This window comes from Rhizobium sp. BK456, from assembly GCF_014194045.1.
Classification (GTDB): Bacteria; Pseudomonadota; Alphaproteobacteria; order Rhizobiales; family Rhizobiaceae; genus Rhizobium; species Rhizobium redzepovicii.
Map to the genome: position 1 here is coordinate 404063 of NZ_JACIAO010000002.1, position 21408 is coordinate 425470.

The 21408-nt window shown below is 61.1% G+C and carries 22 protein-coding genes and 2 pseudogenes; 10 read left to right on the forward strand and 14 right to left on the reverse strand.

The window, feature by feature from the left end; translation table 11 throughout:
* Positions 1 to 32 precede the first annotated feature (32 nt).
* Positions 33 to 1106: pseudogene (locus tag FHX03_RS08200) on the forward strand (hypothetical protein).
* A gap of 19 nt (positions 1107 to 1125) precedes the next feature.
* Here the strand turns inward: FHX03_RS08200 and ychF are convergent.
* The gene (gene ychF / locus FHX03_RS08205) at positions 1126 to 2229 is read right to left on the reverse strand and encodes a redox-regulated ATPase YchF (protein WP_097626697.1); all 1104 of its coding nucleotides are present in this window, start codon (positions 2227 to 2229) and stop codon (positions 1126 to 1128) included.
* A gap of 330 nt (positions 2230 to 2559) precedes the next feature.
* Here ychF and clpS point away from each other — a divergent pair, with 330 nt between their 5' ends.
* Positions 2560 to 2871, forward strand: coding sequence for an ATP-dependent Clp protease adapter ClpS (clpS, locus tag FHX03_RS08210; RefSeq protein WP_003593075.1), 312 nt, complete (start codon positions 2560 to 2562; stop codon positions 2869 to 2871).
* Here clpS and FHX03_RS08215 read toward each other — a convergent pair.
* From FHX03_RS08215 to FHX03_RS08235, 5 genes are all read right to left on the reverse strand, one after another.
* Positions 2849 to 3340, reverse strand: coding sequence for a GNAT family N-acetyltransferase (locus FHX03_RS08215; protein WP_097626699.1), 492 nt, complete (start codon positions 3338 to 3340; stop codon positions 2849 to 2851). The two genes, clpS and FHX03_RS08215, sit on opposite strands and share 23 nt — an antisense overlap.
* The gene (pth, locus tag FHX03_RS08220) at positions 3337 to 4068 is read right to left on the reverse strand and encodes an aminoacyl-tRNA hydrolase (RefSeq protein ID WP_097626701.1); all 732 of its coding nucleotides are present in this window, start codon (positions 4066 to 4068) and stop codon (positions 3337 to 3339) included. The genes FHX03_RS08215 and pth overlap by 4 nt, the downstream gene beginning before the upstream one ends.
* A gap of 89 nt (positions 4069 to 4157) precedes the next feature.
* The gene (locus FHX03_RS08225) at positions 4158 to 4871 is read right to left on the reverse strand and encodes a substrate-binding periplasmic protein (protein WP_097626827.1); all 714 of its coding nucleotides are present in this window, start codon (positions 4869 to 4871) and stop codon (positions 4158 to 4160) included.
* Between the two features lie 16 nt (positions 4872 to 4887).
* Positions 4888 to 7239, reverse strand: coding sequence for an EAL domain-containing protein (locus FHX03_RS08230; protein WP_097626704.1), 2352 nt, complete (start codon positions 7237 to 7239; stop codon positions 4888 to 4890).
* A 191-nt stretch (positions 7240 to 7430) separates the two neighbouring features.
* Entirely contained in the window at positions 7431 to 8039 is a 609-nt protein-coding gene (locus FHX03_RS08235; protein ID WP_097626706.1) for a 50S ribosomal protein L25/general stress protein Ctc, read from the reverse strand.
* Positions 8040 to 8382: 343 nt separating this feature from the next.
* Between FHX03_RS08235 and FHX03_RS08240 the strand changes: the two genes are divergently transcribed.
* A complete protein-coding gene (locus tag FHX03_RS08240; RefSeq protein WP_183853246.1) occupies positions 8383 to 9921 on the forward strand; it encodes a hypothetical protein in 1539 nt (512 codons plus the stop codon).
* 191 nt (positions 9922 to 10112) lie between these two features.
* Here FHX03_RS08240 and FHX03_RS08245 read toward each other — a convergent pair whose 3' ends face one another.
* The 6 genes from FHX03_RS08245 to lgt all read right to left on the reverse strand — a co-directional run bounded on the left by FHX03_RS08245 (position 10113) and on the right by lgt (position 16094).
* Positions 10113 to 11045 (reverse strand): ribose-phosphate pyrophosphokinase, encoded by a 933-nt coding sequence (locus tag FHX03_RS08245; RefSeq protein WP_049736196.1) that lies wholly within the window; start codon positions 11043 to 11045, stop codon positions 10113 to 10115.
* Positions 11046 to 11150: 105 nt separating this feature from the next.
* Positions 11151 to 11972, reverse strand: a complete 822-nt coding sequence (locus tag FHX03_RS08250; protein ID WP_097626710.1) for a hypothetical protein — start codon at positions 11970 to 11972, stop codon at positions 11151 to 11153.
* A gap of 90 nt (positions 11973 to 12062) precedes the next feature.
* Positions 12063 to 13214, reverse strand: coding sequence for a M24 family metallopeptidase (locus FHX03_RS08255; protein ID WP_097626712.1), 1152 nt, complete (start codon positions 13212 to 13214; stop codon positions 12063 to 12065).
* 5 nt (positions 13215 to 13219) lie between these two features.
* The gene (gene pgeF, locus FHX03_RS08260; protein ID WP_097626714.1) at positions 13220 to 14014 is read right to left on the reverse strand and encodes a peptidoglycan editing factor PgeF; all 795 of its coding nucleotides are present in this window, start codon (positions 14012 to 14014) and stop codon (positions 13220 to 13222) included.
* A gap of 111 nt (positions 14015 to 14125) precedes the next feature.
* The gene (locus tag FHX03_RS08265; RefSeq protein WP_183853248.1) at positions 14126 to 15226 is read right to left on the reverse strand and encodes a class I SAM-dependent methyltransferase; all 1101 of its coding nucleotides are present in this window, start codon (positions 15224 to 15226) and stop codon (positions 14126 to 14128) included.
* 19 nt (positions 15227 to 15245) lie between these two features.
* Positions 15246 to 16094, reverse strand: coding sequence for a prolipoprotein diacylglyceryl transferase (lgt, locus tag FHX03_RS08270; RefSeq protein ID WP_183853250.1), 849 nt, complete (start codon positions 16092 to 16094; stop codon positions 15246 to 15248).
* Positions 16095 to 16296: 202 nt separating this feature from the next.
* Between lgt and FHX03_RS08275 the strand changes: the two genes are divergently transcribed.
* The 4 genes from FHX03_RS08275 to FHX03_RS08290 all read left to right on the forward strand — a co-directional run bounded on the left by FHX03_RS08275 (position 16297) and on the right by FHX03_RS08290 (position 18840).
* Positions 16297 to 16557, forward strand: coding sequence for an accessory factor UbiK family protein (locus tag FHX03_RS08275; protein WP_097626720.1), 261 nt, complete (start codon positions 16297 to 16299; stop codon positions 16555 to 16557).
* A 492-nt stretch (positions 16558 to 17049) separates the two neighbouring features.
* The gene (locus FHX03_RS08280) at positions 17050 to 17550 is read left to right on the forward strand and encodes a YbjN domain-containing protein (RefSeq protein ID WP_003541709.1); all 501 of its coding nucleotides are present in this window, start codon (positions 17050 to 17052) and stop codon (positions 17548 to 17550) included.
* Position 17551: 1 nt separating this feature from the next.
* Positions 17552 to 18379 (forward strand): pyrroline-5-carboxylate reductase, encoded by an 828-nt coding sequence (gene proC / locus FHX03_RS08285; RefSeq protein ID WP_097626722.1) that lies wholly within the window; start codon positions 17552 to 17554, stop codon positions 18377 to 18379.
* A gap of 119 nt (positions 18380 to 18498) precedes the next feature.
* Positions 18499 to 18840 (forward strand): tRNA-binding protein, encoded by a 342-nt coding sequence (locus FHX03_RS08290; protein ID WP_097626724.1) that lies wholly within the window; start codon positions 18499 to 18501, stop codon positions 18838 to 18840.
* Between the two features lie 15 nt (positions 18841 to 18855).
* Here FHX03_RS08290 and FHX03_RS08295 read toward each other — a convergent pair whose 3' ends face one another.
* A complete protein-coding gene (locus FHX03_RS08295) occupies positions 18856 to 19509 on the reverse strand; it encodes an MBL fold metallo-hydrolase (RefSeq protein ID WP_183853252.1) in 654 nt (217 codons plus the stop codon).
* A 72-nt stretch (positions 19510 to 19581) separates the two neighbouring features.
* On the opposite strand from FHX03_RS08295, the gene FHX03_RS08300 reads away from it, so the two are divergent.
* From FHX03_RS08300 to FHX03_RS08310, 3 genes are all read left to right on the forward strand, one after another.
* Positions 19582 to 19800, forward strand: a complete 219-nt coding sequence (locus FHX03_RS08300; RefSeq protein ID WP_131711514.1) for a hypothetical protein — start codon at positions 19582 to 19584, stop codon at positions 19798 to 19800.
* Positions 19797 to 20414: a DUF1236 domain-containing protein gene (locus tag FHX03_RS08305; protein WP_012558489.1), complete on the forward strand. Its 618-nt coding sequence runs from the start codon at positions 19797 to 19799 to the stop codon at positions 20412 to 20414. The genes FHX03_RS08300 and FHX03_RS08305 overlap by 4 nt, the downstream gene beginning before the upstream one ends.
* A gap of 190 nt (positions 20415 to 20604) precedes the next feature.
* On the forward strand, positions 20605 to 20874 hold the full coding sequence (locus tag FHX03_RS08310; RefSeq protein WP_183853254.1) for a hypothetical protein: 270 nt from the start codon (positions 20605 to 20607) through the stop codon (positions 20872 to 20874).
* Between the two features lie 133 nt (positions 20875 to 21007).
* On the opposite strand, the pseudogene FHX03_RS35055 reads toward FHX03_RS08310, so the two are convergent.
* A pseudogene (locus FHX03_RS35055) lies at positions 21008 to 21120 on the reverse strand (branched-chain amino acid aminotransferase); the annotation flags it as partial.
* Positions 21121 to 21408 lie beyond the last annotated feature (288 nt).

Genomic DNA, 21408 nt, shown 5'->3' on the forward strand with positions numbered 1-21408 from the left:
TGGGCTCAATGATTCCGGGGAGATAAACCGGCATGACTGATCTGAGGTCGATACTCGACGAGGCAGCGCGCCAGGGGCTGATTTCGCCGGAGGCGGGCGGGCGGCTTCTGCCGTTTCTGACCGAGCGTGGCGTGGCTGTCATTGAGCCACAGCCTGCACAGGCAGCCGAAGAGCAGGCTTGGTCTGATACGGAGACACCGCGCTTCGTGCGCGGGTTTCACGACGTGCTGATCACCATCGGCGTCGTCGTGGCGCTCGTCGGCCTCTGGGGCCTTGCGCCGCTTTATGCCGTGCCGCCCGCGATCCTGGTGCTTTCGGAAATCCTGGTGCGCCGCCAGCGGCTCGCTTTGCCGGCCGTCGGCCTGACGATCGCCCTATTCTGCTGGACATTCTTGCTGATGTCCCGCGTTTTCACGCCGTGGACCTCCGAAATCGGCGCGGGGCTGACGCAATTCGTTGCCGGCTTTCCGATCCTTCTCGGCGTCTACTATGCCCGCTATCGCGTGCCCTTGTCGCTGGCGCTTGCCATTATGTCGGCGCTTGCCTTGGCACTCACCCTGTTGTTGCGTCTCGTACAATGGATAAGCGGCAATCCGGAATTTTTCGTCGATCATGTTGCCCTGCTGGCGGCGATCTCTCTTCTTTGCTCGCTCGGCCTCTTCGCCACGGCGCTCTATTTCGATTTCGGCGACCGGCTGCGCCGGACTACGCGTTCGGATATTGCGTTCTGGCTGCATCTCGGCGCGGCGCCGGCGCTGCTCTATAGCACTGTTTCCCTCATGTCTTTCGGAGAAGGCGGCCGTATCTTCGACCTGGCGAACATGTCGGCCCGGACGCCGGTGGTCGTCGCGACGGTGGCGGTGCTGATGCTGATCGGCTTGGTCATCGACCGGCGGGCCTTTGTCACTTCGGGACTGCTGTCGCTCGGCGTTGCGATCTTCAGCGTCTTCCGGTAGGGAAGCGCCACGGTCAACACCTACATCTTCACGACGCTGATTGTCGTCGGCGCGATCGTCTTGATCATCGGCACCGGCTGGATGCCGCTTCGCCGGCTGGTGTTGCGCGCACTACCGCCGGCCATCGCAAACAGGCTGCCGCCGGGTTAAGGCGGCAGCGCTCTTTTATTTAAGTGTTGAAGCGGAAGTGGATGACGTCGCCGTCCTGGACGACGTATTCCTTGCCTTCGTCACGCGCCTTGCCGGCATCCTTGGCGCCGACTTCGCCGTTGTATTTGATGTAATCGTCATAGGCGATGGTGTTGGCGCGGATGAAGCCGCGCTCGAAATCCGAATGGATGACACCGGCGGCCTGCGGCGCCTTGGTGCCGCGCTCGATCGTCCATGCGCGTGTTTCCTTCGGGCCGACGGTGAAATAGGTGATGAGGTGGAGCAGCTTGTAGCCGGCACGGATCAGCCGGTCGAGGCCCGCTTCGTCAAGGTCGAGCGCGGAGAGGAATTCCTTGGCCTCATCTTCGGGAAGCTGAGCGACTTCAGCCTCGATCGCCGCCGAGATGACGACGGTTTCGGCACCTTGTTCCCGAGCCATGGCGGCGACGGCCTCGGTGAATTCATTGCCTGTGGAGGCCTCGGCCTCGGCGACGTTGCAGACGTAGAGGACCGGATGCGAGGTCAGGAGATTGAGGCCCTTGAGGATGGCGATTTCCTCGGCATCCAGCGTCGACAGCAGCGTGCGCACCGGCTTGCCTTCGTTGAGCAATTTCAGCGACGCTTCCATGATCGGCAGCATCGCCATCGATTCCTTGTCCTTGCTGGTGGCGCGCTTGCGCGTCTGCTCGGTGCGGCGCTCGAGGCTTTCGAGGTCGGCGAGCATCAGCTCGGTCTCGATGGTCTCGGCATCGGCGACGGGATTGATACGACCCTCGACATGGGTGATGTCGCTGTCTTCGAAGCAACGCAGCACATGCACGATGGCGTCGACTTCACGGATATTGGCAAGGAACTGATTGCCGAGACCTTCACCCTTCGAGGCGCCGCGCACGAGGCCGGCGATGTCGACGAAGGAGATGCGGGTCGGGATCAGTTCTTTCGACTTGGCGATGTCGGCGAGCTTGCGCATGCGCGGATCGGGCACGGCGACTTCGCCGGTGTTCGGCTCGATGGTGCAGAAGGGATAGTTCGCCGCCTGTGCGGCCGCCGTCTTGGTGAGCGCGTTGAAGAGGGTCGATTTGCCGACGTTCGGCAGTCCGACGATGCCGCATTTGAAGCCCATGGCTAAAACCTGCTGTTCTTGAATTTCTTGCTGGTGCCTATGGGATAAAGGAGCAATGTGGTCAAGTCTTCGCGAGCTTTTAGCGTTGCTCACTTGCTCACGGAACAGTGGCGCCCTATTTTGGAGGGCGATTTCGGTTTCGATGCATTGCGGATTTCGTCAGATGCAAGGTTGCTCTTGCCTGGCCGCAATAACGGTAGGGTCTCAAGCCAGCGGGCCTTTCCTCCTGATTGGTGGAAGCAGCGACCGGGGACCGTCGAAAATTCGTCATCGACAATGATTAGTTGTTTTGAAGATTCTTGACCATGTCATCGACGGGTGGATTTTCCGATGAGTGACAATGACGTTGCCCTGAAACCGAAGACCAAGGTGAAGCCGAAGCTGGACAAGCCGAAGCTCTACAAGGTCATCCTCGTCAATGACGACTATACCCCGCGTGAGTTCGTCATCGTGATCCTGAAGGCCGTCTTCCGCATGAGCGAGGAGACCGGCTATCGGGTGATGATGACCGCCCACAAGCTCGGCTCCTGCGTGGTCGTGGTCTGCGCCAGGGACATTGCCGAGACCAAGGCCAAGGAGGGCATCGATCTCGCCAAGGAGATGGGCTTTCCGCTAATGTTTACGACGGAGCCGGAGGAATAAGCTCTGCTTCAGGCCGGCGGATCTGTAAACCGGTCTTATCCCGCACGAAACCGCAATTTTCGTAGAAGCGCAGCGTTGCCGGGTTCTTCGAGCCGGTCAGCAGCATTACCTTGTAACAGCCGGCCTTCCAGGCCTCGGTCACTGCATGACCGATGACGGCGCCGGCATAACCGCGCTGGCGGTGATCGGCGTGGGTGACGACGTTTTCAACCAACGCATAGGAGGCGCCGTTGCGCGTAAGGTTCGGCACGACGATCAAGGTGGCGGTTGCGGCGGCGATATCGCCGGCAAAGCCAATGAATACGATCATGCCGGGCTGCGCGAGGATGGTGGAGAACAGCTCTTCGGCCATGGCCTTGTCGAGAACCGGATCGGCCGGGTTCAAATGCTGGTAGAGGGTGGTCAGCCCGGGAAGGTCGCTGGCGGCGGCCGGACGGATGGCGAAATTCTGATCCGGCACCGGCCTCATTCCCCCTTGTTGCCGAACATCTTCTTCAGAATATCGGCCATCGGGCCGGTGGCCAGCACCTTCGGCTGATTGTGATTGCGCGCCTGGTGTATATGCGACTGGTCGACCGGCTTCTTTTCGGTAGTCTTGTTGTCCTTGCGCTGCTTCTCCTCCTCGGCCTTGCCGCCGAGTGCCAGCGCGATCTTGTTCATCAGCTGCGAATCCTCGTTTCGCACCAGCATGTCGGCATTGTCGGCGAGCGTATCGAGAAGCGGCTCCAGCCAAGCCTTGTCGGCCTTGGCGAAATCGCCGAGCACGTGGTTCTGCACCATTTCCTTGATGCCGGGGTGGCCGATGCCGAGGCGCAGCCGCCGGTACTCCTTGCCGCAATGAGCATCCAGCGACTTGATGCCGTTGTGGCCGCCATGGCCGCCGCCGGTTTTCAGCCGTGCCTTGCCCGCGGGAAGGTCGAGTTCGTCATAGATCGCGACAAGATCGGCGGGCTGGAGCTTGTAGAAGCGCATCGCTTCGCCGACGGCCTCGCCGGAGAGGTTCATGAAAGTTTGCGGCTTGATCAGCAGAACCTTCTCGCCGCCGAGTTCGCCCTCGGCGATCTCGGCCCTGAATTTCCTCGACCAGGGCGAGAAGCTGTGACGCCGATGAATGGCGTCGACGGCCATGAAGCCGATATTGTGGCGGTTGCCGGCGTATTTGCCGCCGGGATTGCCGAGACCCGCGATGATCAGCATGGCCTGTCGTCCTCGCTTAACTTTTGCCCACGTTCACCACCCGGAAACGAGACCAAAGTCAAGCGGAAAGGGCAAGCCCGCCGGCAGCGTTACTCCGAGAGGTTCATGCCGTATTTCTGGAAGATCTGCTTCTGGTCGCCATCGGCGATCAGCTTGTTAAGGGCTGCCTGCATCCTGGCGCGCAGATCGTCCGGAAAACTCTTCTCGCAGGCAATGCTCATCGGCTGGGCGGAGAGCACGGTCACCATTTCCACCGGCTGGTCGGCCTTGAGCTTTTCGAAATAAAGTTCGGAAATCGGCATCATGTCGATGCGCCCGCCGAGCAGCTTGCGCAGCGTCGCGTTGAAATCGCTGGCGACATCCAGCTTGGTGAAGCCCTTTTCCTTCAAGATCGTCTCGGTATAATCCTCGCGCTGCGTGCCGATCGTATATTTCTTCGCCTCGTCCAGATTGCTGGCGATGACGCCCGAGCCTTTGCGGGTAATCAGGATGTTGCGGTCGATGAGCAGCGGCTCCACCCATTTGAACAGGGGGTCGCGGGCGCTGTTGTGAGCGGTCGCGAAGACGCAGGTCATCGGTGCGGTGCGGGCGAGGCCGAAGGCGCGCGCCCAGGGCATGATCTCGATGGTGTAGTCGACGCCGATCGCGGCCATTACCTTTTCGACCTGCTCGACGGTCGCGCCTTTGATCTCCTTGCCGTCGCGATAGTTGAAGGGGGCATAATCCTCGGTGGTGAAGGTCACCGTTTGTGCATGCGCGGCGCAGGGCATCGCCAGGCATGCGAGAAGCAGGAGCTTTTTCATCATCTCGTCTCCTTCGTTATGAGGCGCGGGCGACGGCCGATTCCGAGGCCATCAGTTCTTCGATGAGTACGGCTGCGTGTTGCGGACGATGGAAGAGGTAGCCCTGGCCATAATCGAGACCCATCTGATGGAGCGTGCGGCATTCCTCTTCGGTCTCGATACCCTCGGCGATGACGGTGCAGTTCATCTTGTGAGAGAGCGTGGTAATGCCTTCGATCAGCATGCGGCTCTTCTGGCGCACGTCGTCGTCGCCATCGTTGATCGCGCGGGTGAAGGACTGGTCGATCTTGATGATGTCGACAGGGAAGCGGTTGAGGTAGCTCAACGACGAATAGCCGGTGCCGAAATCGTCGAGCGCGATACGGCAGCCGAAGTGGCGAAGCTCGGTGACGATCATGCGGATCTGCGGGTTGTCGTGCATCAGCACGGCTTCGGTGATCTCGACGACGATGCGCTCCGGCCGGATGCCATGGCGACCGACGATGGCTGCAAGCCGGGCCGGCAGCGCCGGCTCGAACTGCAGGGGCGAGAAGTTGATAGCGAGATAGGTATCCTGCATGCCTGATATGCGGGAGATTTTGGCGAGATTGCAGATCGCCTTTTCCATGATGACATTGCCGACGCGGACGATTTTTGCCGTCTCTTCGGCGACGCTGATGATCTCGGCCGGCGGCATCAGGCCTTTCTGCGGATGGTTGAGGCGCATTAGCGCTTCGAAACCGGCAATGCCACGGCCGTTCAGATTGACGATCGGCTGCAGGAAGGCCTCGAACCAGTTGTCGACGAGGCCGGATTCAATATTGGCCTCGATCTCGGCGCGGCTGCGGGCACGGTCGAGCATGGCGTTGTCGAAAAGCTGGGCGCCGTTCTTGCCGTCGCGTTTCTTGGCATACATTGCCAGGTCGGATTTCTGCAGCAGTTCGGCGGCGGTTGCGGCATGATGCGGATAAATGGCGATGCCGACGGAAGCACTCAGATGCATGTCGGGCGTAAACGGCGTTTCGAAGATCGAGGCGATCTGCTCGCACATTATCCTGGCGCGTTTTTCGGCGTCCTTCGCCGGCAGCAGGATGGCAAATTCGTCGCCGCCGAGACGGGCCGCCTCATCGGAGGGAGCGAGATAGGTCTTCAGGCGCTCGACGAGTTCGATCAGCGCCATGTCGCCGGCGGCATGACCCATATTGTCATTGATCCACTTGAAGCGATCGAGATCGACGAAGAGGCAGGCGAGTTCCTGGCCGGCGGCGTCGGCAGCGGCGATCTTGCTGTCGAGCACGGCTTCGAAGCCCTGGCGGTTGAGCAGCCCGGTCAAATGATCGGTAATCGCCTGGCGGTGGTTGCGGTCCTCGGAGGCCTTAAGTTCGGTCACATCGGTCATGACCGACAGCGAGAGGCGGTCGTGAGCGCCGGCTTCCGCCTCCGACTCCATGATGAGGACGTCCATGGTGCGGCCGTCCAGGCAGACGAACTTGACGGTGACGGCGATGCCGCTTTCGGCCTGGCGGCGCTTGACGAACTTGTCGCGGGTCGTCGATGTCACGAGATCGGCGAAGTTGCGGCCGATGACGGCGGCGCGGTTATAACCCGTGGCAAGCAGCCAGTAATCGCTGACGGCGGTGATGCGGTCTTCCTCGTCGAGCGAGAAGAGCATGGCAGGCGTCAGATTATAGATGTCGGTGGCGCGGCGATGGGCGAATTTCAGCTCCTTCTCCTCGCTTTCGAGCTTGGTCTGCATCTCGTTGAAGCTGCGGGCAAGCCGTCCCATCTCGTCGTTCGACTGCCAGTCGACATGGTGGCGGGAGCCGAGCTGCCGGGTGGCCTCGATCGCTGCCGTCAACCGCATCAGCGGCTGGATGACGAAGAACCGGTTGCCGATCAGCGCGGTGCCGAAAACGGTCAGCACGGCGAAGATGAAGATCGAGATGAAGACGACCTCTTCCTGCTTCAGGCCGGAAAACAAGCCGAGCGCGGGATAGTAGACGCTGATGCTGCCGAGATTCTTCGGGCCGTCGACAGTGTTGTAGATAATGGCGCGCGATACCTGGACGAGCTTGCCGTCGAAGGAGCGCGGAATGGTGGACTGGCTGATGTCGAGCTGACCCGACTGGTCACGCACCTCGACCTTGACGATGGCGCCCTGGGAGACGACCGTCGCGCTGATCTGGGTGACGCTCTCCTCATCAAGATCCCAGAGCGGCTTTGCCAGCGCCTGGGCATTGGCGACAAGGAGAACGGAAATGTGATCGCGGATTTCCTTGTCGGCCCGTTCCGAGGAAAGAAAAAGGAAGAGAACAAAGAGGGGAGCGACAAAGACGAGCAGCGCTCCGCAAACAATTCCAAAAAATCTGTTCTCAACGGAATTGTTCATGGTTCCGTCTACTCCCCCAGGCCGACCCTTATCTGCTGTCGCGCGCTAAGGCGGGCTTCTTTGCAGCTGACGAAGCATGCTTTCATGAATACGTTAAATGTTGCTGAAACAGGGGCTTGCCGGGCAATGAAAAGCCCGCCTTCCCAGTTCACGGGAAAGCGGGCCGTATGCTTTGCAAGTTGTCGAAGCTATCAGGCTTCGGCTTCGCCTTCCGCGGCGCTCTCGTCGATGCCGGCAGCCGGAGCGATGATGGTCGCGATCGTGAAGTCGCGGTCGATCACGGTGGTGACGCCCTTCGGAAGAGTGACTTCCGAAATATGGATGCTGTCGCCGATCTTCTTACCGCTGAGGTCAACGTTGAAGAATTCCGGGATCGCATCGGCCGGGCAGTGAACTTCGACTTCATGGCGAACGATGTTCAGAACGCCGCCGACCTTGAGGCCCTGGGACTTCTCTTCGTTGATGAAGTGAACCGGGATTTCAACGGTCACCTGGGTGTTGCCGGAGACGCGCAGAAAATCGACATGCATCGTGAAGTCACGGACCGGATCGAGCTGGTAGTCTTTCGGCAGAACCTTGTACTTCTTGCCGTCGACTTCGATCGTCGCCACGGTGGTCATGAAACCACCGGCATGAATGCGCTTCGTCACCTCATTGGTGTTGAGAGCGATGGCAATGGGGGCCTGCTTGTCACCATAGATGACAGCGGGAATCAAACCGTTGCGGCGAAGTTCACGGGCGGACCCCTTACCAACCCGTTCGCGCGCCTCGGCCTTGAGCTCGTAAGTTTCCTGGCTCATGGCTATTCCTTTCGAGGTTATTTGGAGAGTTCGTCGGCGGGCAAAAGCCTTGTTCCGTCGAACCGGAGGCGGGTTTCCCCATCCTCATCCGCGTTGCCTCCAAGGGTGTCTACACGGACCGGTGGCCTATATTATAAGTCGCTCGGAAACGCAAGTTGCGGATCAGGCATGTTTGCGGCAAGCCGAATGCCGCGTTCGGGAAGGCGATGTTTGCGCCTGCTGCGAATTCCGCAGCCCCGCAAAGCGGCGAAATCAGCAGTCCCGCTATAGCTGAGGTTGACATCGGCGCGCTTCCCCTCTTTGGATGCCGCAATCAAAAAAGCGGCTGAGGAGAAATCGGACTATGCGTCTTAAACTTGTCACGGCAACGAGCTTGCTGGCACTTTGCCTTGTCACCACCGCCCAGGGTGTCGAGATCAACCAGAACGGCGCCGATGCGCTCAAGGGCAACCTGACGAAGCTGCTTCCCGAGGATCTGGCAAAGAGCGGCCTAATCACCGTCAATCCGGCGGGCACGCGCTACGAAATCATCTACGATCTGGCAAAGCTGCTTTCCAAAGCTGACCCTTCGAAATTCACTATCAACGGTTTGACGCCGTTCTCGACCTTTGCCACACCGCTCGACAGCGGCCTCTGGAACATCGAAGGCGACAATAAGTTCGATGTCTCCGGCCATTTCAAAGGACCCGACGAAAAGCCGACGGATTTCTCCTACTCCATCGCTTCGCTTGTCTATGCCGGAGTCTTCGATCCGGCGATCAGCTATCTGCGCTCCAGCACCGCCACGGCCAAGGACATCAAGCTCACCAGCAAGTCCGAGACCGAAGAAGTCAGCGCCAGCATCGCCAGCATGGATCAGAAGCTGAGTTCGACCGACAGTGCCGGCGGCAACGGGCGTATCGATATCGTAGGCAGCGGCTCGGCATCGACTTTCGTCGAGCAGGTCTCCGGCGCGCAAATGCCGCCCGTCGAAATCCGCGCCGACTCGATCGATGTCGAAGCCAAGATAAACGCTCTGCCGGCCAAGCAGATTCGCGAGATGGTCTTATTCATTCTCGATCATGCCGACGAGAAGGAACTGACCCCCGAAAACAGCGCCAAGGTGAAGGGGATACTCAAGGACGCCTTTCCGCTTCTCGCCTCCTTCAGCGAGACGATTGGCGTCAACAATCTGACCGTCAGCACTCAGATGGGCAATGGCGGCGTCAAGCAGTTCGGCTATAACGTGGCCATGGACGGGCCGAGCGACGCGATGCGTTTCGGCTTCGGCATGAATGCGCATGACATCAGCCTCGACAGTCCGCTGATGCCGCCAAGCTATTCGACATTCATGCCGACCAGCTTCGATCTGCAGCTTGCCGTGCCGAATCTGGACTTTGCCAGCTTTGGCGATGCCTTGATGGCGATGGATTTCAAGGAAAATGCGCCGGAGGCGAGCGGCGAGGAGATGGGCAAGAAGCTCTTCCGCGACGGCCGGGTCACGGTCGAATTTCCGATGATCAGCGCCAAGTCGAATGTCTACGACATCGACATGACCGGCAAGATCGAGGGACGGGTCGACACCGAGAAGGACTATTCGATGGAGGCGACCATCCTTGCCCGCGATCTCGACAAGACGATTGCCGCGGTTCAGGAACTTGCCAAGACGGATCCCGACCTCAACCAGGTTTCCTTCGGCATCATGATGGTGAAGGGCTTCGCCAAGACCGATGCGGACGGCCGCTCGCGCTGGGATATCAGCGTCAGCCGCGACGGCGCGGTTGCCGTTAACGGACAGGTGGTCAAGGGGCCGGACGCTCCGGATCAGGATCAGGGGCTGGAGCAGGACCAGGAGCAGGATCAGGGCCAGGATGCGGCACCTGCGTCGCCGCAGCAGCCTTGAGCGTTGTCTGTCATGATAACAAACTAATGAAGCCGGCCTTGTGCCGGCTTTTTACGCCTTATGTGACAAGCTTCGCCGAATGATCGGGGCGGTTTATTCTGGGTAATTCATACTGTTCAGCGAGCATGCCCGGTAATAGCCAGGTCCATCCGATGTAGAAATTGAAAGAGCCGGTCGAATGCCGGCTCTTTTCAATCGAAGAGGCTGGAGACGGACTCTTCCTGGGCCGTTCGGCTGATGGCTTCGCCGATCAGCGGCGCCGTCGTCACGATGCGGATATTGTGCGCCGAGAGCACGGCCGTCGTCGGCTGGATCGAATCCGTGATGACGAGTTCGCGCAGCTTCGAGGAGGTGACGCGGGTGACCGCGCCGCCGGAAAGGACGCCATGGGTGATATAGGCGGTGACGCTGGCTGCGCCCTTGGCGAGCATCGCGTCGGCCGCGTTGCAGAGCGTGCCGCCGGAATCGACGATGTCGTCGATCAGCAGGCAGTCCTTGCCGGCGATATCGCCGATGATGTTCATGACTTCGGATTCACCCGGCCGATCGCGACGCTTGTCAACGATGGCCAGAAGACAGTCCAGCCGCTTGGCAAGCGCGCGGGCGCGAACCACGCCGCCGACATCGGGCGAAACGACCACAACGTTGCTGAGGTCGTAATGGCTCTTGATGTCGCGCGTCAGCACAGGCAGGGCGAAGAGATTGTCCGTGGGTATATCGAAGAAGCCCTGGATCTGCCCGGCATGGAGATCGAGCGTCATCACCCGGTCGGCGCCGGCTTCGGTGATGAGGTTCGCGACCAGCTTCGCGGAGATCGGTGTGCGGCCTGAGGCGCGCCGATCCTGGCGCGCATAGCCGAAATAGGGAAGCACCGCGGTGATGCGGCGGGCTGAAGAACGACGCATCGCGTCGATCATGATCAACAGTTCCATCAGGTGGTCGTTGGCAGGGAAGGCGGTGGGCTGCACGAGGAAAACGTCCTCGCCGCGCACATTTTCCTGGATTTCCACGAAGATTTCCTGATCGGCAAACCTTCGAACACTGGCTCTCCCCAAGGGAACGTTGAGATAGGTGCAGATCGCTTCGGCGAGTTGCCGGTTCGAATTGCCTGCGAAAACCTTCATTTTGGTCCGCCCGTTATGCGCTGATAGCCGCGCTTTTTAGCCAGCTTCCCCGTGAATGCAAGGGCAAAGGCGCCACAGGCTTTCATATTTGCGAAAAGTTTGTGACTAACCACCCCGCGTCTGCCGCCAGGAGGAGAATTCCGCGATGGTTTTCGAGCCGATCTGCTGCATCACCGAGGCAGGAACGCCAGCCCAGGGATCGGCCGCCGCCGTCGGCACGCTTTCCTGCCCCTGGATGCGGTGCAGGCGGCCGCCGGCGCTGTCGAGAATGTCCCAGACATAGACCACGGTGACCTTGCCGTCGTCGCTGAAGGCTGAGAGGTAGCCTTTGAGGATGTAATCGCTGCTCGCATCGGTCGAGCTCTTGATGGAAAGCCCGTGCGCGCGCGCCTCGGCGCCAAGCTGACGCGACAGCGGGGTCACCGCCTGAACCGGCGCGCCGATGATCGGCAAGAAGCGCACGGTGTTGCCGCGCACAGAGGAGGCGCCGGTGTTGAGGGCGGCGGTCCGTTGCGGCTGTTGTACGGCGGGCGGCTGAGCCGGTTGTGCGGGAAGCTCACCGCTGGAAGCCGGCGGTGGCAGCGATTGTTCCTCGATCGGGGCGGAGGCGGCCGGCGAGGAACTGCTCCTCGACAGGGCGTCTGCCTGCTGCTGCATTGTCGTCGGCGGCGCGCCGGTGCCGGGCCTGTAGGCCTGCTGCGACTGATCGTAAGCTGGATGGTAGCCGCCCGGCTGGGAGCTTTGGGCGAAGGCCCGCTGGCGAGAACCAGCCAGACGCTCGGCCTCGTTCTGTGTCACCGGGCTCGACGACGCGCGCGCGGAGGAATCGCCGATATCGACCTGCGGTGTCAGTGCATCGGTTGTGTTGCAGGCGGTCAGCAGGGCCGTGAAGACCAGGAGCGTGGGCACAATCGCAGCTCGCGTCATCCCTTGATCCGTCCTTCCCACAATCGCATCAGCCCCGCCCGAATTTATGCGGGCGGCGGCGGGCGTCTGTCAATTCCGGATTCTCATCGGTCAAAGACCGATGAAATCGAGCGGATGGCGGGATAGCGCGCGCGGCGCATCCGCCGTCGTCAGATAGGTCTGGCCGAGCGTCATCGCCGTGCCCGTGTCGGAATCGGCGATGATCATGTGCACGAAGAGCGACATGTTCGGCTCGATCGGCTGCGGATTGCCGACATGGAACATCTGATGCTCCATCCAGGAGGGCGAGAAGCGGGCGCCGAGCGAATAACCGCAGGCATTCAGCCGGTGGCGGGCGAGGCCGCGCTCGTCCATGATCCTGGCATGCATGTCGAAGACGTCGCCGAAGCTGTTGCCCGGCTTCAGCACCGTCTCGATCGCCTCGATGGTTTCGCGGCAGGCATTGTAGAGCTCGCGGTGGCGTTGCATCGGCTCGCCGATGACGATCGTGCGCATCATGGCGGCATGGTAATGCGCGTAAGCGCCGGCCCATTCGAGCGTCAGCTGGTCGCTGGCGTCGAGTTTGCGGCGGCCGGCCTTGTAGCGGCAAAGCAGGGCATCGGCGCCGGAGCCGATGATGAACTCGTTGGCGGGATAATCGCCGCCGCCGGAAAAGATCGCGCCCTGCATGGCGGCGAGGATATCGGCCTCGTCGGCACCGGGCTTCGTCAGCCGGATCGCGGCGTCGAGTGCATCGTCGGCGAGAACGGCGGCGCGCTCGACATAGGCAACCTCGGTCGGGCTTTTGACAAGGCGCAGGCGACTGACGAGATAGGACGCGTCGGTGATCTGGCCGAAGGTGGTCAGCTGTGCGTCGAGCAGGCGGGCGATACGGCCGGTCATGCCGTGCGTGTCATATTCGACGCCGATGCGGGCACCGAGCAGATCCATCTCGACCAGCAGGTTCTTCAGGTCAAGCGTCGGATCGGCGTTGACCCGGTCGACCCAGATATGGATGTCGTCGAGGATCGAGGTATGCCTGGCCTGGCGAAGATCGGCCGAGCGGGTCAGCAGCGCCATGGTGCCGTCGCTCTTGACGACCAGCGTCTGGAAGAAGCAGTAGCCAAAGGTGTCGTAGCCGGTCAGCCAGTACATGCTTTCCTGGGCGAAGAGCAGCAGGGCGTCGAGCTTTTCTTCCTTCATCTTCTCGGTGAGGCGCGCAAGCCGGCTTGCGAATTCGGCCTTTTCGAAGTGCAGTGCCATTCTGCTCACGTCTCCCTGATTGATATCGCGGAAATCTGCCGGCCGTAGTCCGGCTCCTTGCGATGCGTCGTCCTGCGGTAGGAAAAGAAGCGCTCGCTGTCCGGATAGGTGCAGAGGCCGAGGCTTTCGGCCCGCACTCCGGCTTTCGTCAGCCGGTCGACAGTCAGCGCCGGCAGGTCGAACATGGCGTGGCCGGAGGTTGCGGAAGGCACGAAAAAACGCGCATCTTCCGGGTTCCCGGCGACGAAACGCTCGACGAATTCAGGACCGACCTCATAGCTTGCCTGGCTGATCGAGGGGCCGAGGCAGGCGATAATGCGTGTGCGATCCGCCCCCAGCGCTTCCATGGCGGCGATGGTATTTTCGAGCACACCCGTCAGCGCGCCTTTCCAGCCGGCATGGGCGGCGCCGACGACGCGATTGTCCGGGTCGGCGAACAGGATCGGGCCGCAATCGGCGGCAAGCACGCCAAGCACAATGCCGGGGGTGCGCGTTACCATCGCATCCGCCTCGGGGCGGGCGCCGTCGTAATCGGCATCGATGGTCACGACGTCAGGGGAATGGACCTGATGCACAGTCGCCAGCCGCTCGACCGGCAGGTCGAACCACGCGGCGACGCGGCGACGGTTTTCCAGGACCTTGTCGCGTTCGTCGTTGGAGCCAAGGCCGACATTGAGGCCGCGATACAGCCCTTCGGACACGCCGCCGGCGCGGGTGAAATAACCGTGGCGGATAGTGCCGCCTGCCGCTTCATTCAGCAGCGCGCTTTCGATCGGTGCGGGAGAGGCCGCTTCCTGCATCTGTGATTCCGGGGTTTTTTAAGGGGTTTGTTATTATCCCAAGCGCATCGCACAGGCGGCGCGCTTCAAGTTCTTGTTCGCGCGGATGTTGAACCAGCCGCGTGCGCCCTGTCAATCCACCGGGCGAAAGGGCATGAGGTCGACCGCGGGATGAGAGACCGCCATCACCTTGAAGAGTTCGCCCATCCGGCCTTCACCGGCGCCGGCGAGCCGGTCGACCGCCGCCTGGATAACCTGCTGGGTTTGAGGCTCGCGGTCGTGGCCGAGGGCGGCGGCACGTTCGAGGATGCCGAGACCGGTCAGAAAATCACCCTGATGCAGGGCGCCGTTCAGATGGACGCCGGCCGCAAGTGCAGTTTCGGCGAGCTGCTGGAAGTCGACATGGCTCGTCAGATCGGCTTCACCGGGATGGGCGAGCGGCGGATCGAATTCATGCATGCGCACGGCCTGCAACGTATCGCCGAAGCCGGTGACGAGATGGCCATAATCGATCGCGAGCGCCGTGCCGCCGAAAGCGCGCAGCCGCTCGCAGATCGCAATCATGACAGCCTGGCGGGCAGGCGAGATCTCGAAGAGCGTGCCGAGCGGCAGGTTCTGCACCGGTTCGGGCAGAAGCGCCGGATCGAGGCCGGCGACGCCGGCGGAGAAGGTCAGCTCGCCATCGGCATCAATTCCGATCATGCGCTCGCGGAAACCCGTCGGCATGCGGACGAACTGGCGGATCGGGATGGCGTCGAACAATTCGTTGGCGGCGATCAGCGTGAAGCCCGGCGGGACTTCGTCGAAGCCGTCGTGCCAGGCAATCTTATCATCGTAAGCTTCGAGCGTCTGGCTCTGGACGTCGCGCAGGCGCTCGCTGGTTTCGACGAGATGCACGGTCATAGCATCCAGCAGCCGCGGGGCGATGCGCGAGATGACGCGCAGCATATCGGCCATCATCGTGCCGCGGCCGGGTCCGATCTCGACGAGACGGACGCCCGCCGGCGTGCCGTGGCGCTGCCAGGCATGAACGATGAAGACGCCGATCATTTCGCCGAAAATCTGGCTGACCTCGGGCGCGGTCACGAAATCGCCCGCACGGCCGAAGGGCTCGCGGGTGCGGTAGTAGCCGTGTTCAGGATCGGCCAGGCAGAGCGAGAAATAATCGGTGACGCTGATCGGGCCGTTGGCCTGGATGATCGCCTTGATCTTTTCGCCTAGAGCGGTGGTCATATCGCGCGTCCTGCCGTTTTCAGAGCTGCAGCGCAGCCTGGCGGCGGGCCCTGAGCATTGCCCAGATGCCGAGCAGGATCATTGGGGAGGAGAGCACCATGCCCATGGTCAGCCAGTTTGTGCCGAGGAGGTAACCGAGCTGGGCGTCAGGCTCGCGGAAGAATTCGACGAAGATGCGCGACAGGGCATAACCGCAGACGAAGACGCCGGTGATGAAGCCGGGGCTTTTCAGAGCGCGCATGCCATACACCAAGGCGGCCAGCACCAGCAGAAGAACGATGCCTTCGAGGCCGGCTTCGTAAAGCTGGCTCGGGTGGCGGGCGAACGGGCCGCCGGTCGGGAAGACCACCGCCCAGGGCACGTCGGTCAGCCGGCCCCAGAGCTCGCCGTTGATGAAATTGGCGATGCGGCCGAAGAAGAGGCCGAAGGGAACGACGGTGGCGACGATGTCGAACAGGCTCCAGATCGGGATGCCGTTGCGGCGGGCAAAGACGATCATGGCGATCGTCGTACCCGTCAGGCCGCCATGGAAGGACATGCCGCCGTTCCAGATCTCGAGCGCACGGATGGGACTGCGAAGGACGGCGGGGAGATCATAGAAGAAAATATAGCCGAGACGGCCGCCGAGGACGACGCCGAGGGCCGCCCAGACGATGAAATCGTCGAGCTGCGTCTTAGACATCGGCGAGACGTTGCCGGGCCAGAGACTGTCATTGGCGGCGAGGCGGCGCGCATAGGCCCAGCCGAGCAGGATGCCGGCGACATAAGCGAGACCGTACCAATGAATCGCCAGCGGGCCGATCGAAAAGGCGATCGGATCGATGTCCGGAAAAGGCATGATAGCAAGGAGATTGGCTGCTGTCGGCAAGGTTTTCCCACCTGTTTGGTCGCGCGGAACATGCCGCTGCGATCCCGGACGGTCAAGTCCATTGTTCGTGATGGCTCTTTCCCGGCCGGGTACGGCAAGCCGATCCGATGCAAAGCGCTTGCATCGCGGGTGGCGAAGCCCTACCTCAATCCTTGGGGCCCAAAGGGCTGAAATTCACCTCATGCGAAGGGAGAAAAACGCCATGGCGACCGGAACGAACCGCATCATGGACGAATTCGCCAAGCTGATGACCGATGCGGCAGGTGCTGCCCAGGGCGTCCGCAAGGAGATCGAGACCGCCTTCAACGCCCAGGCCGAGCGTTGGCTGAACAGCATGGATATCGTCAAGCGCGAGGAGTTTGAGGCCGTGCGCGAGATGGCGATCAAGGCGCGCGACGAGAACGAGGCGCTTGCCGCCCGCATCGCGGCGCTCGAGGCGAGGCTTGCCGGCGAAGGGCACTAAAGCGAGCCGCGGTCTTTTTAGATTCGCCCCTTGCGCTGCAGGTCTTCGTTTTCCCGCATGTCGCGCAAAAGCCGCTGAACACTTTTGCGCGACATGGCTGAAAGTCCCGATATGACGCAGACGCGGCGTTGCCTTCATGCCACACGCCGCATCCGTCACAAAAAAATCAGGTGAGTTTTTCCACCTGTGGACACTGCCAAAAAAGCCAATTCGCAGAGTCGCTTATTCTCCCTTCTGAATTGAATTTCGAAGAGCCTTTCCACAGTGGTCCGGCCTATTTTCCCCTCAGGGGGCTGGCAGGGGGCAAGGCGCATTATACACTGATTTTAAATGATGATTCGAAGCGACTTGGTAAGCTCCGGGCAGGTTATCTGCGTTAAGTCTGGCAGCGGTTCAACGATCATCCGAGTGGTGGTTCCGGTATTTGCGTGTGTCTTTCTTGTGTGCGTACACAAAGTTAGGTCGCATTCGTTCCGGTCAAGAAGGTGCTGCATGAACCTGATGGAATTGGAAGTCGAGCGTCAGTCGAACCCGGTCGATATGATCGAGTACGTTGCCTCCAACAACGACTGGTCGTTCGAACGCTCCGGCGAGGACGAGATCGCGATGACGGTCGAGGGTCGCTGGACGGACTATCACGTCTCCTTCTCCTGGATGGAGGAATTCGAGGCGCTGCACCTTGGCTGCGCCTTCGATATCAAAGTTCCCGACATCAGGGTCAACGAGGTGGTCAAGCTGCTTTCGGCGATCAACGGGCAGGTGCTGATGGGGCATTTCGACCTTTGGCGCCAGGAAGATGTCGTCATCTTTCGCCAGTCGCTGCTGCTCGCCGGCGGCGCGGAGCCCACCAACCGCCAGGTGGAAGTGCTGCTTTCCAGCGCGCTCGATACCTGCGAAGCCTATTTCCAGGCATTCCAGTTCGTCGTCTGGTCCGGCATGGAAGCGACGAAGGCGATGGAAGCCGTATTGTTCGAAACAGTCGGCGAGGCATAAGATGCCCGCGAACGCTTTCTCCTCGACAAATCCCGTCGTCCTGATCGGTGCCGGCAACATGGGCGGGGCGATGCTCTCCGGCTGGCTGAAAAGCGGCGTGCCGGGCTCGGCCGTTCTTGTCGTCGATCCTGGCCCGTCGCCGGCGATGCTGGCGACGATCAGCGAGGCCGGCGCGACCCATGTTACCGCGGCTCCGGCGGATTTGAAGGCAAGCGTGCTGTTTCTCGCGGTCAAGCCGCAGGTGATGGAGACGGTGCTGCCGGCGGTGAAGAGCGCCGTCGGGCCGGAAACGGTCGTCGTCTCTGTGGCCGCCGGCAAGACGCTCGCTTTCCTCGAGAAACATCTGGGCAAAGCCGCCATGGTGCGGGCCATGCCGAACACGCCGGCCATGGTCGGGCGCGGCGTCACCGGCGCCTTTGCCAATTCAGGGGTCAGTCATCAGCAGCGCGAACGTGTCCATTCTCTTCTCAGCGTCTCGGGTCCTGTGGAATGGGTGCCTGCAGAGGCCGATATCGATGCCGTGACGGCGCTTTCGGGCAGCGGTCCTGCCTATGTGTTCTATCTCGTCGAATGCATGGCGGAGGCAGGCCGTAAACTCGGCCTGCAGGCGGACCTCGCCATGCGTCTTGCGCGGGAAACAGTCGCGGGGGCTGGTGAACTTTTGCACCAGTCCCCCGACGACGCTTCGCGGCTGCGGCAGAATGTGACCTCTCCTGGCGGCACGACGGCGGCTGCGCTCGCCGTGCTGATGGCCGAAAACGGCATGCAGCCTCTGTTCGACGCAGCACTGGCAGCGGCGCGCAAGCGGGCCGAAGAACTGGCCGGCTAGAGCGCCGCGCGTCTATAAAGACGCGCTAAGGACGCTCTGACATTATGAATTTGCGCATTAATCCTTTGCGAAAACCGATCGCGATTTTCGCAAAGGATTAATGCGCTAGCGGAGACGATATGTCCGAGGAAATTGCCTACGCCGATTTCGAGCGCGTCGACATTCGCGTCGGCACGATTATCGAAGCCAGTCCGTTTCCGGAAGCGCGCAAGCCGGCGATCAAGCTGGTCATCGATTTCGGTCCCGAGATCGGCACGAAGAAATCCTCGGCCCAGATTACCGTGCATTACACGCCGGAAAGCCTGATTGGCCGGCAGGTGCTCGGTGTCGTCAACTTCCCGCCGCGCCAGATCGGGCCGTTCCGCTCGGAAGTGCTGACGCTTGGATTCGAGGACGAGAACGGCGCGATCGTGCTTGCTGATGTCGAGCAGCCCGTGCCGAATGGCCGGAAGATGATGTGAGCCCGCGCCGAACGCTCAGCCGGTTCTGATTTCCTGCAAAAATGGATTGCTGCGCCGCTCATCGCCGATGCGGCTGCCGGAGCCGTGGCCGCAGATGAAGCCGACGTCGTCGCCAAGCGGCAGCACCTTGTCGCGGATCGAGTCGAGAAGCTGCTGATGATTGCCGCCCGGCAAGTCGGTGCGGCCGATCGAGCCGTTGAAGAGCACGTCGCCGAGATGGGCGAAATTCTGCGCACGGTTGAAATAGATGACGTGGCCCGGCGCATGACCGGGCGCATGATAGACCTCGAATTCGTGATCGCCGAAAGAGATCTTGTCGCCATCCTTCAGCCAGCGGTCGGGTAGGACGTTGCGCAATCCCGATATGCCGTATTTTTCGGCCTGGGTCTCGATCCGTTGCAGCAGCGGCAGGTCGTCCTGATGCGGGCCAACCACCTCGATGCCCAGGGCTTCCTTTAGCTCGCTGGCACCGCCGGCATGGTCGAGATGGCCGTGCGTCAGCCAGATCTCCTTGATGATCAAGCCGTTTTGCGCGATCGCCTGAAGGATCAGCGGCACGTCGCCGCCCGGATCGACGACGACGCCTTCCTTGGTCTCGGGATCGAAGAAGATCGTGCAGTTCTGCTGGAAGGGTGTCACCGGAATGATGCCGGCCTGGAGCATGCCCATAAGTGCCTCGCTTGGTGTCTGGGATGCTCAGGGTATAGTCCGAAACCGCGTCAAGGACAGCCGGAATTTTCCGTGTTTGCTGCCTTGCCTCACGGCAAGAAGACGGGCTGCAACAAGAATTTATGCCTTCCGATGGTGTCGTCAGATGCCGAAAAACCTTGTTTTATTGAATTTTTTCAATTGCTTATGAAGTGCATTCTGCAAGCGGTCTTTGATGCTAGGCAGTCGATGGGAACATCGTGGAACGCCGCGCGTTGTCAGCCCATCGAAACCAAGGAGACGCTCAGATGACCTTGAAGAGAAACATTCTATTGGCCGGAGCCGTGCTCCTGGCGAGCGGCGGTCTGGCGCAGGCGGAGATGATGGCGACGACCGTCAACGATCTCAATGTCCGTGCCGGCCCCGGCCCGCAATATCCGGCGGTCGGTCTTGCCACCCGCGGCTCGACCGCGGTGCTCGACGGCTGCATCGAAGGCAGCCGCTGGTGCCGCGTCGACGTCAACGGGATGCGCGGCTGGGTCTACGCCGACTATCTGCAGGTCGACCGCGGCGGCAGCCAGGTCATCGTCGAACAGCACCGCGACGAGATCGGCGTTCCTGTCGTAACCTACGAGTCGACCGCCAGCGTCGTTCCCGTTGACCCGCAGCCGGCCCCGGGCGACGAGTTGCTCGGCCCGGTCGGGGCTGTCGAGACCATCACGCCGCCGGAGACGGTCCGCACCTATATCGACACCAATCCCGGCCAGACGGTGCAGCTCGGCGGCGATGTCGTCGTCGGTGCAGAGGTGCCCGCCGATGTTACCTTCCAGTCGATCCCGGATTACGAGTACCGCTATACCAGGATCAACGACCGACCGGTTCTGGTTGATCCCGGTACACGCCGGATCGTCTACGTTTATCAATAATCGAACCGGGAAAAATACAACGAGGCGGTCGAACTGGCCGCCTCGTTTCACGTCTGTCAACTTCTTCCCTTGCCTCCCGCATGGGTTGATTTTTTCTTAACGCTTTCCTTCGTAATATGATAAAATGCTAATATGCTGAAGGTTCGGCATATAAAGCGGCGATCGGGGAGATCGCCAGAGGAGGAAAGTCATGGAAGCGCTACTTCCGCTCGTCATACAATTGATTGCCGGTGCCATTGGCGGCAATGCCGCGAGCGCCGCCTTGAAGCAGCATGCGATCAATGTCGTCGCTCGAACGATCGCAGGCGCGATCGGCGGTGTCGCCGGCGGCATGCTGCTCGGCATGGTCGGTGGGGAAGCGGCTATGACCGGCCTGATCGCTGCCGGCATCGGCGGCCTGATCGGCGGCGGCATTCTCTCGACGCTCGCCGGTCTGGTCATGGCACGGGAACATCGGTAAATGCCCGCGGGCGTTCAGCCTAGCGCCGCGCGTCTTTTCAGCCGTGCGGCGCCGTAACGCTTTGAATCACTGTGTCGACCGCATGACGCATTTTACCCGGCCGCGACTGCGGCTGGTAGCCGTTCATCGGCCTTTCGGAAATCGTCGTCACCTCAGCAGCCGAGCCGGTGAGGAAGCATTCGCTGAAGCCGGGGAATTCTTCCGCGGGGTTGCGCGCTCGATGACCTCGATGCCGCAGCGCTTGGCGAAACCGTTTGGTTATATAGGTGAGCTTGAACATCCGGCCAGCGCGCTCGCCCTTAAAGCCGGCGCTTCAAGCGCCAAGCCTGTTGATTGTTGTCCCCATTACGTTTTATCCACAGACGCAAGGGGAAATCGCGTATTGCGTCGGAGTGCCGGGCGGGTCTTGGTTTTCATGGAAATGCTGAGGAAAAAAGTCCGTGCGAGTCTCCCGTAGAGGTCGGAAAACTCACAGTGACGCAATTTATGTCAATAAAGCTGGCATATTTTGGCGAAATTTCCCGCGGGGGCGGG